This window comes from Peribacillus alkalitolerans, from assembly GCF_010882125.1.
Taxonomy (GTDB): domain Bacteria; phylum Bacillota; class Bacilli; order Bacillales; family DSM-1321; genus Bacillus_BN; species Bacillus_BN alkalitolerans.
Map to the genome: position 1 here is coordinate 55,968 of NZ_JAAGVZ010000005.1, position 12,410 is coordinate 68,377.

The 12,410-nt window shown below is 36.7% G+C and carries 13 protein-coding genes; 3 read left to right on the forward strand and 10 right to left on the reverse strand.

Annotated elements, in window-relative coordinates; all coding sequences use genetic code 11:
- Positions 1-2: 2 nt before the first annotated feature.
- From G3O09_RS07710 to G3O09_RS07730, 5 genes are all read right to left on the reverse strand, one after another.
- Entirely contained in the window at positions 3-1,892 is a 1,890-nt protein-coding gene (locus G3O09_RS07710) for an ABC-F family ATP-binding cassette domain-containing protein (RefSeq protein WP_163100923.1), read from the reverse strand.
- Entirely contained in the window at positions 1,889-2,536 is a 648-nt protein-coding gene (locus G3O09_RS07715) for an HD domain-containing protein (protein WP_163100924.1), read from the reverse strand. Before G3O09_RS07715 ends, G3O09_RS07710 begins: the two co-directional genes overlap by 4 nt.
- Before the next feature lie 129 nt (positions 2,537-2,665).
- Positions 2,666-3,511: a DegV family protein gene (locus G3O09_RS07720; protein ID WP_163100925.1), complete on the reverse strand. Its 846-nt coding sequence runs from the start codon at positions 3,509-3,511 to the stop codon at positions 2,666-2,668.
- Positions 3,512-3,922: 411 nt separating this feature from the next.
- Complete coding sequence (locus G3O09_RS07725; RefSeq protein ID WP_163100926.1) at positions 3,923-4,399, reverse strand: glutathione peroxidase; 477 nt, start codon at positions 4,397-4,399, stop codon at positions 3,923-3,925.
- A 71-nt stretch (positions 4,400-4,470) separates the two neighbouring features.
- Positions 4,471-5,022 (reverse strand): hypothetical protein, encoded by a 552-nt coding sequence (locus G3O09_RS07730; protein ID WP_163100927.1) that lies wholly within the window; start codon positions 5,020-5,022, stop codon positions 4,471-4,473.
- Between the two features lie 212 nt (positions 5,023-5,234).
- On the opposite strand from G3O09_RS07730, the gene metA reads away from it, so the two are divergent.
- Complete coding sequence (gene metA, locus G3O09_RS07735; protein ID WP_163100928.1) at positions 5,235-6,140, forward strand: homoserine O-acetyltransferase MetA; 906 nt, start codon at positions 5,235-5,237, stop codon at positions 6,138-6,140.
- A 90-nt stretch (positions 6,141-6,230) separates the two neighbouring features.
- On the opposite strand, the gene G3O09_RS07740 is transcribed toward metA, so the two are convergent.
- The 5 genes from G3O09_RS07740 to G3O09_RS07760 form a co-directional block, all read right to left on the reverse strand.
- Positions 6,231-6,911, reverse strand: a complete 681-nt coding sequence (locus tag G3O09_RS07740) for a class I SAM-dependent methyltransferase (RefSeq protein WP_163100929.1) — start codon at positions 6,909-6,911, stop codon at positions 6,231-6,233.
- Between the two features lie 193 nt (positions 6,912-7,104).
- On the reverse strand, positions 7,105-7,536 hold the full coding sequence (mntR, locus tag G3O09_RS07745) for a transcriptional regulator MntR (RefSeq protein ID WP_163100930.1): 432 nt from the start codon (positions 7,534-7,536) through the stop codon (positions 7,105-7,107).
- A 95-nt stretch (positions 7,537-7,631) separates the two neighbouring features.
- A complete protein-coding gene (locus tag G3O09_RS07750) occupies positions 7,632-9,797 on the reverse strand; it encodes a DNA topoisomerase III (protein WP_163100931.1) in 2,166 nt (721 codons plus the stop codon).
- Positions 9,798-9,898: 101 nt separating this feature from the next.
- Positions 9,899-10,081, reverse strand: a complete 183-nt coding sequence (locus G3O09_RS07755; RefSeq protein ID WP_338048406.1) for a zinc-finger domain-containing protein — start codon at positions 10,079-10,081, stop codon at positions 9,899-9,901.
- A gap of 9 nt (positions 10,082-10,090) precedes the next feature.
- The gene (locus G3O09_RS07760; RefSeq protein WP_163100933.1) at positions 10,091-10,744 is read right to left on the reverse strand and encodes a reverse transcriptase-like protein; all 654 of its coding nucleotides are present in this window, start codon (positions 10,742-10,744) and stop codon (positions 10,091-10,093) included.
- A 306-nt stretch (positions 10,745-11,050) separates the two neighbouring features.
- On the opposite strand from G3O09_RS07760, the gene G3O09_RS07765 reads away from it, so the two are divergent.
- Together G3O09_RS07765 and G3O09_RS07770 are read left to right on the forward strand one after the other, a co-directional pair.
- A complete protein-coding gene (locus G3O09_RS07765) occupies positions 11,051-11,443 on the forward strand; it encodes a reverse transcriptase-like protein (protein ID WP_163100934.1) in 393 nt (130 codons plus the stop codon).
- 5 nt (positions 11,444-11,448) lie between these two features.
- Positions 11,449-12,369 carry a DMT family transporter gene (locus G3O09_RS07770; RefSeq protein WP_163100935.1) on the forward strand — a complete coding sequence of 307 codons (921 nt, stop codon included), beginning with the start codon at positions 11,449-11,451 and terminating at the stop codon, positions 12,367-12,369.
- The last annotated feature ends 41 nt before the right edge of the window (positions 12,370-12,410 follow it).

The following is a 12,410-nucleotide window of genomic DNA, read 5'->3' on the forward strand; positions in this document are numbered from 1 at the left end:
CTTTACTCTTCCATTTTTTCTGATAGGTAAGACCATCTTTCAATCAAAGATTCAAGTTTTTCCGTTAGTTCTGTTTCCTCTTTCATAAAAGCTGCTGCTTTTTCAAAATCAGAACCTGTTTGCTGAATTTCTTTTGCAATGACTTCTAATCTTTCTTCAACCTTTTGTATATCTGATTCAATCGTTTCCCATTCACGCATTTCCATATAGCTCAATTTTTTCTTCTTTTTCGTTTCTTTTATTTGTGGAGCTTCCTGAGGCAGCGTTTTTTCTTCCACTGCAGAAACCTCTTCAGCTTTTCCAGATTCCAAATACTCGGTGTACGTCCCATAATATCGTGAAATTTCACCATTTCCTAAGAAAACAAGAAGTTCTGTTGTTACTTTATCAAGAAAGTATCGATCATGGGAAACTGTAATGACGACCCCTGAAAAACTATCCAAGAAGTCTTCTAATACAGTTAAAGTCTCAGTATCTAAATCATTCGTTGGCTCGTCCATAAGTAAAACGTTAGGTGATGACATTAATATTCTTAATAAATACAATCTTCTCTTTTCCCCACCGGACAATTTAGAAATGGGTGTACCGTGGGTATGAATCGGAAATAAAAATTTCTCCAACATGTTTGCTGCTGAAACCAATGAACCATCTTTTAATTTGATCGCTTCAGCTTCTTCACGGATGTATTCAATCATCCTCATGCCTTCATTAAGGCTTACAGTTTCTTGAGTATAGTAACCTATCTTAACTGTTGTGCCTTGTTCGATTTCACCCGAATCAATCGTTTCCTTTCCAGCAACAATATTTAATAGGGTGGATTTTCCTGCACCATTCTTCCCTACAATCCCAATTCTGTCACCAGGTTTTAACAAAAGAGAAAATCCATTTAAAACGGTTTGGCTATCAAAACTCTTTTTGACTTTTATTAATTCGATTACTTTTTTACCTAGTCTGCTACCCATCAAGTCCATTTCTAACTTATCTGAAGATGTCTTTTGGCTCACTTCAGTTTCAAGTTGACTAAATCTGTCTATCCGAGCTTTTTGTTTTGTAGTCCGAGCCTTCGCTCCTCGTCTTATCCAAGCTAGCTCTTTCTTGAATAGACTTTCTTTTTTGGATTGCATAATTTGTTCATTTTCTTCCCGACTGGCTTTTGATTCAAGGTAATCCGCATAGTTCCCTTTATACTCGTACAAGTTCCCATTTGCTAGCTCCCAAATTTTCGTAGAAATATTATCAAGAAAATAACGATCATGGGTAACAAATAAAACTGATTTTTGATATTTACCAATATACTGTTCAAGCCATTGGATACTCTCAAAATCCAAATGGTTCGTCGGTTCATCCAGGATTAGCAAATCAGAATTTTCGATAAGTGCTTTTGCTAAAGCGACCCTTTTTTTCTGTCCGCCTGACAGGTTTCCAATCCTTGAATTGAAATCCTTCATACCCAGTTTTGTCAGAATAGATTTAGCTTCGGCGTTCCTTTCCCACCCATTCATTTCGTCCATTTGATGCTGCAGCTTAAATAATTTTTGCTGAATGGCTTCGTTTTCTGGTTGTACTTGTAATTCCAGTAGAACACTTTCGTATTCACGAATCAGTTTGAACAATGGTGTATCACTTTTAAACAGATGATCGATAATTGACTCATTCTCATCAAATTCTGGTTCTTGTGGTAAATAGGAGATTGTATAATCACGTGGATGATCTTTTATTCCTTGGTCGGCTTCTTCCTGTCCAAAGATAATTTTTAATAAAGTGGACTTTCCAGTCCCATTTACACCAATGATTCCAATTTTGTCGCCTTCTCGAATAGAAAAAGAAAGTCCAGCAAACAAGGTTTTATCTCCAACTGTTTTTTTTACATCTTCCATTGAAAAAATCTTCATACTTCTGCATCCCATTCTTTATAAAATTGATCTAAAAATGATTCCATGTATTCGTGCCTTTTTTTAGCCATCTCTTTCCCAGTTCCAGTATTGAAAAGGGCTGATAGCTTCAAGAGCTTTTCATAAAAGTGATGGATTGTAGTGGAATTCGCATTGCGATATTCTTCTAGTGTCATCTCATCTCTCACAGAAATAGAAGGATCATATAGTGGTCTTCCCTTTTTACCCCCATATGCAAAAGCTCGTGCAATCCCAATCGCACCAATTGCTTCAAGACGATCTGCATCTTGTACGATTTCTGCTTCTAGAGAAGATGGTGGTGAATTATGTCCACCTTTATATGAAACTTCTTGAATAATGGTTTTTATTTGTGTTCTTATCTCTAATGGCGCTTCTTGTCCATCAAACCATTCATCAAGCATTCTCCAACCTTGCTCGGCCCCATCATTCAATTTTTCATCAGGAACATCATGCAATAACGCTGCCAATTCTATGATACTTGTATCAGTAATCCCTTCCTGGATGGCTATTTTAATGGCAAGTTTTCGTACTCTGTCACAATGATGATAATCGTGACCAGAGGCATCTTTACCTAATTGAGTTCTTACCAACATTTCAGCTTCTTTTATCAAATTGTTATGCATCTTGTTCTCCTTATTATTGCAATGACCTTATTGTACCACGATTAATCGCAGAATGAAGAATGATGGATTTGTATTACATAACGAATTCTCAACAAAAAAAAGGCCCCTTTAAGAGCCCTACAAAATTCCTTACTCATTATACCAACTTATACCTAATGTATTCCCACCTGCATGGACACCAATTGCCGTTCCAAGTGCACATTTATAGAACTGGATATTAGGGTATAGTGAAGTAAGTTCTTCATACCATTCTATTGTTTGGGATTCATCATTTCCATAAAGTATAAAGCACTCTTTGACAATCCCCTCATCTACCGCTCTTTGTAAATATGAAAAGATTTTTTTCTGTGCCTGTTTTTCACTTCGGACCTTTTCCTTGCTTGAGAGCTTTCCATCTTCAATGGAAATGATCGGTTTCACATTTAACATACTGCCTAGGAAGTATTGAACCCCATTCATCCTTCCACTTCTGTGAAGCTGGACTAGGTCACCAATCAAAACATACGTCTCATTTTTCTGTTTTAACTCGTCAATTCTTGTCAACGTTTCATCATTGGAGACTCCTTCAGACAACCATTTCATTGCTTTTTTCATTAAGAAGGAAGTAGGATACGACAGAATCAAGGAATCCACCGTATGTACAGGTATATTAACCATTTGTGCCGCCTGTTGACTTGATGATACAGTCCCGCTTAGAAAACTGGAAACATGGAAGGAATATATTCTGTCATATGAATCTTCCAATTTTTTATATAGTTCATAGAAGGTGCCCACAGAAGGTTGTGACGTTTTTGGAACCGCTTTCTTTTCATCCATTAATGCAAATAAATCCTTAGGGTGGATATCGACTCCATCCAAATATTCTTTACCTTCCACAAAAACCATCATTGGAATCACATATACATCTGGATTTCCCTTTAATTCTTCATCAAGAAAAGTTGTACTATCGGTAACCCATGCTATTTTTTCGTTCAATTTATTCACCCTTTTTTAGGTTGTTATCTAGTTTATGCAATATCATTACTATTTAGATTTCTAACTTTGTTGCGAATTTCCTTTATTTTTTCTAAAAAAATACTTTTCATTGAATAATAATTCTTGTTTTTAGAACTCTTAAAAATTTAGGCTCTGTTACTAGCCTTTATCGAGAGGCACTTGCTTCAGAAGCCTCCTCGTTCATTGCACGCCTGTGGGGTCACCATCGATCCGCTTTCCTGCCGGAAATTGAATTAGCATCCTCGAAAAACCCCGCTTGAAGGAATTGAATATATTCTTGATGAGTCCCAAACGTGCCGTCCAATCAACTTAGTACCAAATCAACAATGAGCTTTAACTTAGCCAAAAATAAACGCCAAGCTAAACTTAGCTTGGCGAGGTTACTTCACATTATAATAAGTTTTCAATGTCTTTTTCAAATTCGAATGGTTTCGTTTTCGGAGCGAATCGACTAACTGGTTTTCCTTCTCGATTTATCAGGAACTTAGTGAAGTTCCATTTTATACTTTTTGAGCCTAATAGGCCTGGGGCTTCATCAGCTAAGTATTTAAACAGAGGATGTGCATCTTCCCCATTCACGTCGATCTTTGCGAACATTGGAAATGTAACTCCGTAGTTTAAACGACAAAATGATTGGATGTCTAATTCATCGCCAGGTTCTTGCCCCATAAATTGGTTACATGGGAATCCTAGTATCTCAAATCCTTGGTCACGGTATTTTTCATATATCTTTTGGAGTTCATCATATTGGTTGGTAAATCCACATTTACTGGCCGTATTAACAATTAAAAGCACTTTACCTTTATAATTTTCCATAGTGACAATTGAGCCATCGATACTTTTAGCTTCATATTCATATATAGACATAGAAATTCCCTCCTTTTCGGAAATACCTTAATTGTACATGAGTAAAAGTAGTTGTTCCATTCACAATACTATTATGATGTGAAACTCTCCAATTCTTCTAATGACTTGATAACATGGTTAACGAGTTCAAATAAATCCTCTAACTGATCTTCTGTCACAAGTCTTGCAAACTGCACTGTTGAATATATTAGACTATCCCTATAGACAGCATTTTCAAACGTCTTTTCTTCCTTAATAATGATTTCCCGGTTTTCCCCCCATTGTTTTTTGAGGAGTGACGTCAATTTTTGAATGCTGTCTAGAGAAGGCAATTGCATGGGGATAGCAAATTGTATCTTTAGATTCGCACCTGCATTCTTCCAGATAGATGGGTTTTCACTCGATAGTAACTCCGCTGCAAAGTTCTCCAGGGACGACCTTAATACCAAACTTGCAGTTATTGTTGATTCCGTTCCTTGCTTAATAGGTCTAAGTTGCAAATCAATTTTGAAGCATCTAGACAATTGTGCTAAGTCCAAAAGATCATTTCGATTGGTTACTAGGATAGCCCCCTCTAAATCTTGGTCATACACTGCACCTTCTAGGACCGTTTTCATATTATCAAAGGCTGTCGGATCAAACATTTTGTATCACTGCTTTCTATAAATATCTAAATTTTGTTGTTTTATGAACACATTTTATACATATTCCTTCTGAATTTCCATTAATTACTCCTACATACAACTTGTACGTGTTATTATCGATCAGATTGACATTGATAAAACTCTAAATCTATATATAATGAAGTCATTAATGAGTTTAGAATTTTCAGTTTAAAAAACGGAGGTTTTGAAGTTTGCCTATTAAAATACCAAGTGGAATACCAGTTAAGGAAATTTTGGAGCAAGAACAAATTTTTGTTATGGAAGAGGACCGTGCAGACCACCAAGATATTAGACCCTTAAACATAGCCATTCTGAACCTGATGCCAGAAAAGGAGAAAACCGAGGCACAATTGTTAAGACTCTTAGGAAATACCCCTCTACAACTTAATGTAACATTCCTAAAATTAGCTTCCCATCAATCAAAAAATACGAGTAAGTCCCACTTAGATAAATTTTATAAGTTTTATTCTGAGGTAAAAAGCCAAAAGTTCGATGGTTTAGTCATTACCGGTGCACCAGTTGAAAAATTTGAATTTGAAGAGGTGGATTATTGGGAAGAGTTAAAAGAGATTATGGAATGGTCTTCAAGAAATGTAACATCGAGCCTTCATATTTGTTGGGGAGCTCAGGCAGCTTTGTATTATCATTACGGTATTAACAAATATGAGTTATCTAGAAAGTGCTTTGGTGTTTACTCCCATTATGTAAAAAATAGAAATGAGAAAATAGTAAGAGGGTTTGATGATGTTTTCATTGCCCCTATTTCACGATATACAGATATAGAGCGAAATACTTTAGAAGCAAACAGAGATTTGAATATTTTAGCTGAATCCGAATATGCCGGTGTCCTTTTAGTTGGATCTAAGGATGGAAAGAGAATCATGATCACGGGTCATTTGGAGTACGATGCAGAAACATTAGGGGAAGAATATGCGCGCGATCTCAAGAAGGGCCAAAATATTCACATTCCTGAAAATTACTTTCCTTGTGATGACCCTAATCAGATTCCAATGCAGCGCTGGAGAAGCCATGCACACCTTTTGTTTTCTAACTGGCTCAATTATTATGTTTACCAAGAAACACCTTATCAATGGTAAATGAGGAGTTTGCCCCGTATGGGTTGAAGGGTCGGTATTTTAGAGAAAAAAGGATCTGTTCTCATTTCGAGAATTGATCCTTTTTTGGTCCTATATTTTTTTCAAAATGAATAACCACATAAAACATACGGCCTGTTGAATTTCCTTAGGCAAATGCACCAGTTGCTCAAGTTTCGCTTCCCTTTTTTCAACACCCTTGTCATCAATTAGTTTCCATCCATTTTCTTCTGCCAATCTGGCGAACTCCCAAGGCATCATCGAATTCATAATAATCTGCTCACCATAAAGTCGTTTATAACTATGCGCCTGTCTCGGTGCCGCAGTTGGCCCCAATATCCCAAAGCAAGCAACACCATCTGTTTTTACAATTCTTCTAATCTCATTTAAGGAATGTAACGGATTTTCAGTCCATTCCAGCGAATTAATGGCCATAGTACCGTCCAATGAATCCGATTCAAATGGAAGTTGGCTCAAATCACCTTGAATGAACTGAACCCCCTTAAAACCTTTTGCTCTATCGCTTGCTGTATCAACCATTTCTTTAGAAAGATCTAATCCTATTGCCTTCATTCCATGCCTTGCCAGACCCAGCGTGCCGTATCCGTCACCACAACCTAAGTCAGCGATATACGATCCTTCCTTTAAATGACTCAAAAAAAAGGGAAGGATTTTTTTTCTACTGCCATTTTCCCACATATCCTTAGAGTTACTTGACCACTCTGCGGCAAATTGATCCCATTGCTTTTCAGCTTCTATGTGCCAATTATTCATTCCAACACACTCCTCACTATATGTATCAACTCTTTTAGATAATTATAACAACTTTAGGGAACTTAGCTAGCTTCTAATGTGGGAATGACTTGTACTTGTGGTGAAAAAATCCGTTTAACTTTAGTCTATTGGAAAAATGGACTTCTTTTAGCACGAAAAAGGATTGCACTTTCTGTGCAATCCTTTTTCGTGTTTAATTCTTTTGATTGTCTTCATTTTGTTTCTGGATGGCTTGAAGGTGGTTTATCCGATTTTCATCTTCTTCAAAATATTGAACAAGATCACCAATCCGATCTATCGCATCCCAGCTTAAATGATGCTCTATTCCTTCAACGTCCCTATAAATATTCTCCTCTTTCACTCCAATTGTTCGTAACAATTGTTCTAGCAAATCATGGCGAAATACGAGTCTTTTGCCAATCTTCTTGCCCTTAGGAGTCAAAATCAATCCTCTATATTTTTCATAAACTAAATATTCTTCTTGATCTAGCTTTTGAACCATTTTTGTCACGGAGGATGGGTGTACTGACAAGTTTTCTGCAATGTCGGAAACCCTTGCATATCCTTTTTCTTCAATCAGTAAATAAATTTGTTCTATATAATCCTCCATACTAGGTGTTGGCATCCCATATCCTCCCATTCAAAACACATATCATAAAAATTTTACTATACTCTTGGGGACATAACAAGGATTGGGACTCTTTTTCCATAGAAACGGGTTTACCCATACTGGAATGAAACCTTTCCATCCTTCATACAAAGCTTTGCTGTAAACACTTTATCATCTTTTTTAAATCCTTCTATTTGTTCTGTGACACCTTCTTTTAAAAGGAGTCGAATATTTTTTTGGGTGATAGATTTTCCGAGCATTTTTTTAGAAATCGTAAACTTACATTGATTTTTGGTATATTGGCTGCACCCATAAAAAGTCCCTTTGTCTACAATCGATCCTTTACAATTAGGGCAAATTCCAAGTGAAGTGGTCTTTTTAATAACCTTTTTCCCTTTACGAACCGTACTTTTTGACATACTCTCCAAATCGAATTGATGAAATTCCCAAGTTGCCTCATTTTCTACAGCGTCCTCTATCAGTTTTGTGGATAGTTTCTTAACTTGGTTCATAAATTCCGATGGACCCGCATTCCCATCACCTATTTCTTCAAGTCTTTTTTCCCATTTAGCTGTCATTTCAGGAGAAGCTAGTATGGTTTTCCCAACTGCCTCAATTAAAACCATCCCTTTATCAGTGGCATAAACTTGGTTCTTTACAACTGAAATATATCCACGGTCCTTTAGGATTCCTATGATCCCTGCGCGAGTGGCTTCTGTCCCTAATCCTTCCGTCTTGTTTAGCATTGCTTGAAGCTCTTGGTCTTCAATATGCTTGCCTGCCGTTTTCATAAGCGTAATAAGCTGTCCCTCGGTGTATCGTTTAGGGGGCTGTGTTTCTCCCTTTTTCACCTTAGCTTTTATCACACTACCTTCTTCTCCCTCCTCAAATGGAGGAAGGTCTTGTTCTTCATCACTCTCTTTATTTTCTTTTTCAAATAAAACTTTTCGCCAGCCATCTTGAATTTTCTCTTTGCCTTTCGTTATGAATTCAGCTCTCTTATCCACTAATGTATGAACAGTTGTATAATCAAAAATCGCTTTTGGATAGTGGGCCGCAATTAAACGTTTTGCAATCAACTCATAAATTTTCCAATCATCACCACTTAACCTACCCTCTCTAGGAACTTGTTCAGTGGGAATGATGGCATAATGGTCTGTGACCTTCTTTTCATTCACATATCTTTTATCATTCATGATGGATTCCTTAGGCAATGGGAAAAGAGATGAGAATTCATTGAATTTCGAAAGCTTATCCAAAATGTCCGGAAATCCGTTAGCCTCTTCCTTAGTCACAAAGCTTGAATCACTCCGTGGGTAAGATATTACACCTTGGACATATAGTTTTTGGGCAATATCAAGGGTTTTTTTAGGAGGGAATTTATACAACTTGTTCGCTGTGGCTTGTAGGCTAGATAAATTGAATAAAAATGGGGGAAGATATTCTTTTCTTTCCTTTTCTACACTTGCTACTGTGGCTGGTTTCCCTATACAAAACTTTTGGATGGCATTTGCCATTTTTTCGTCTTCAATTCGTGTTTCCTTATGTTTATGCCATTTACCGGAATATGTTTTCCCATTTATTGAAAAATCACAGATGACTTCCCAAAATGGTTTAGAAGTGAATTGTTGAATTTCTTTTTCCCTCTTTACAATTAAAGCCAAAGTTGGAGTCTGAACTCTTCCAACAGAAAAAACGTCCTGAAGGCCTTTTTTTTGAAGAAGCAAGGTGTAAATCCTTGAAGCGTTCATTCCAATTAGCCAATCTGCACATTGTCTACTTAATGCCTCGTGATACAAATTTCTTGTTTTTTCTTCTTCTAATAGATTAGAAAACCCTTGTTTTACGGCATTTTCAGTCAACGAGGAAATCCATAACCTCTTCATTGGTTTTTGATTCCTACATTGACCAAGGATAATCCGAATGATCGCTTCCCCTTCCCGCTCAGCATCCCCTGCAATGATGACCTCTGATACACTTGGATTTTGGACGAGCCCTTGTATGACTTTAAATTGTTTCCACTTGGCTTTCATGACGCGGTGCTGAAATCTAGTTGGAATGATTGGCAAAGTATCTATTTTCCATTTTTTCCATGATGGATCATATTCTTCGGGAGGTATCAATTCACATAAATGTCCTATGGCCCACGTTAAAAAGGCACCTTTAGGGAAAGTGCTATTAGGTGCAATCTCTACATACCCATCTTTTTTCTTGAAGCTGTATGGTGCGGCCAGTTTTAACCCTTGATCTGGCTTTTCAGCTATGATTATTTTCATATTTCACCTCTTACGCCCAAACCTATTATTACCTTAATAGTATCACAATTGCTTTTTTGGCGTAATAAAAAGGAGGTGTGCTTCACCTCCTTGTCAAAATTCTAAGTTAATTTCTTTCCAATACTTTTTAACTTCTGACCTACCGTACAATATGTGATACAAAAATTGTGGGCATTATTCCTACCTAACTCTTTTCGATGATGAGAATAAACAAAGCATCCTTCACAATAAGAAGTCAATACGTCTTGGACTTCATTAAAAATCCTTTTTCGATTCATCTCCATAAACCCTTTCTAAATTTCGAGTGTACTTTTTATTATTGTCCCCTGAAGTGCCTGTGTAGCCAGTTTATCCGCTTCGCTGTTAAGTTTCCTGCTAATTGGTTCATATTTAGGATGGATTGACAAAGCATTTAGTTTTTCTTCAATTCGATCAAGCCATTTATTAAACTCATCTTCAAAACAAGGCCAATCCCCTGCTAATTGGTTCAAAACTACTTGTGAATCACCTTTAAATGTTACCGCTTGATGGTGAACTCCTAAGTCTTCCAGTGCTAATACCCCATCATAAAAAGCAGCGTATTCAGCTTCATTATTGGAAGAAAGACCCTCCAACACCTTATTCACTCTTAACCGAAGTTTCCTACCATTTTGTGAATAGTAAATGACAAGCCCACTAGCAGCCTTACCGACTTCTTTTAAAAATCCACCGTCAAAATAAACCATTACATCCTGTGGTTCTTCTTTTGTTTCTTCTAATAATTTTTTCAATTCTTTTTTCGTCCATACAGTCCCTATTTCATCTTGAAATTCTATTTCATGAGCCCGACCAGTTTTTTCAAGGTCCTCCATAATAACAATTGCTTCCCCTGCTGGAACCCAATCTGAATAGAAAATAGTAGATGGTTTTTTAGACAGAGTGAATTTCCATTCGATTTTTACTTGCATACTATCATTCCTTCCACTTTTGAGAAGAGTGAGGTTGACTAATTTCGTTATTCTTATATATTTATCCAAAACGACGTTAAAAGATGAATTCAATTATTGAAATCAGCTAAACAAGGCATCTTCTGATGGATAATCGAGATTTTAATTTAGCTATATATATTTTCTCATAATACCCTTAAAACTTCCCTTTCCTTCAAAATTTTTCTATTATTAAGGAAAATTGGCCCTCATACTTTTTGTACCATCTATTTTGAATATACTTTATGATAAACTACATAGGTATATACTTAGGGAGGCATTTGTTACATGATTGAGGTTTATATCGATGGTGCAAGCGCAGGCAATCCTGGCCCTAGTGGGGCAGGAATTTTCATTAAAAATAATGGTGAGGTAGAGAGATACTCCATTCCATTGGGTGAAATGGAAAATCACGAAGCCGAATACCATGCATTAATTAAAGCATTGGAAATATGTGTAGAAAAAGGGTTTCACACTGTTTCTTTTCGGACAGATTCTCAAGCAATCAGTTCTGCTGTTGAAAAAGAATTTGCAAAGAACAAACGCTATGCTCCTTTACTTGCAAAAGCAATGGACTTGTATCAGCAAATTCCGCTTTTCTTCATAAAGTGGATACCGAGTTCTGAAAACAGGAATGCTGATGAATTAGCTAGAAAAGCTGTACAATTGAATAAAGGATGATGTCGATGAATAAAAAACTACTTGCAGATTGTACATTATTATTGGTTGTTTTTATATGGGGAGCCACTTTCGTCCTTGTCCAAGATGCGATATCCTTTTTGGAGCCTTTTAGTTTTAATGCAGTTCGATTTATGATGGCTTTTATTATTTTATATATATGGTTTTTAGCAAGAAAAAAACAAACACTTGGTTTTTCTAAACCTTTACTATTTGCTGGTATTAAAATGGGGATATGGTTATTCATAGGATATGCGTTCCAAACATTTGGACTTTTGTATACTACCCCAGCTAAGGCGGGTTTTATTACTGGTTTAAGTGTCGTCCTTGTTCCGCTTTTTTCATTGTTCGTTTTAAAACAGAAACCTCACAGGAATGCTGTTATTGGAGTAATATTTGCAGCGACAGGATTATACGTAATGACTGCCATACAAACTTCGAACGTTAATATGGGAGACATTTTAGTCTTTTTTTGTACAATCGGTTTTGCAATGCATATTATTACTACTACCAAATACGCAGGCACCTACCCGGCTTTAGAGTTGACGTTGATTCAAATCCTCACTGTCGGTTTGTTATCCACTGCTTTTAGTATAGGAACAGAAGACTTTAGTAGAATGTTTGATGTCGACACATTCATTCAACCTGAAGTCCTTTCAGCTTTAATCATAACTTCTGTTTTAGCTACAGCTTTCGCTTTCTTGGCCCAAACTTATTTCCAGAGCTATACATCCCCTACAAGAGTGGCTCTTATTTTCGCTATGGAACCTGTGTTTGCAGCTATAACATCATACTTATGGATTTCTGAAAGATTCACTGCTGCCACATTGGCTGGATGCATTATGATCTTCGCTGGCATGATATTGGCCGAACTACCGAATAAACCAAGAAAAAAGGACACCTCCATTAATGAAAAGGTGTCCGCATAAATAGTGATCATTTAGCCGGTGGGAATTATTTCCCAAGCGGC

Excerpts from the sequence above, each read along its gene's own strand:
- G3O09_RS07710 (WP_163100923.1), bottom strand. The coding sequence starts at position 1,892 with ATGAAGATTTTTTCAATGGAAGATGTAAAAAAAACAGTTGGAGATAAA.
- G3O09_RS07715 (WP_163100924.1), bottom strand. The coding sequence starts at position 2,536 with ATGCATAACAATTTGATAAAAGAAGCTGAAATGTTGGTAAGAACTCAA.
- G3O09_RS07725 (WP_163100926.1), bottom strand. The coding sequence starts at position 4,399 with ATGTCTATATATGAATATGAAGCTAAAAGTATCGATGGCTCAATTGTC.
- G3O09_RS07730 (WP_163100927.1), bottom strand. The coding sequence starts at position 5,022 with ATGTTTGATCCGACAGCCTTTGATAATATGAAAACGGTCCTAGAAGGT.
- G3O09_RS07740 (WP_163100929.1), bottom strand. The coding sequence starts at position 6,911 with ATGAATAATTGGCACATAGAAGCTGAAAAGCAATGGGATCAATTTGCC.
- mntR (WP_163100930.1), bottom strand. The coding sequence starts at position 7,536 with ATGCCAACACCTAGTATGGAGGATTATATAGAACAAATTTATTTACTG.
- G3O09_RS07750 (WP_163100931.1), bottom strand. The coding sequence starts at position 9,797 with ATGAAAATAATCATAGCTGAAAAGCCAGATCAAGGGTTAAAACTGGCC.
- G3O09_RS07755 (WP_338048406.1), bottom strand. The coding sequence starts at position 10,081 with ATGGAGATGAATCGAAAAAGGATTTTTAATGAAGTCCAAGACGTATTG.
- G3O09_RS07760 (WP_163100933.1), bottom strand. The coding sequence starts at position 10,744 with ATGCAAGTAAAAATCGAATGGAAATTCACTCTGTCTAAAAAACCATCT.
- G3O09_RS07765 (WP_163100934.1), top strand. The coding sequence starts at position 11,051 with ATGATTGAGGTTTATATCGATGGTGCAAGCGCAGGCAATCCTGGCCCT.
- G3O09_RS07770 (WP_163100935.1), top strand. The coding sequence starts at position 11,449 with ATGAATAAAAAACTACTTGCAGATTGTACATTATTATTGGTTGTTTTT.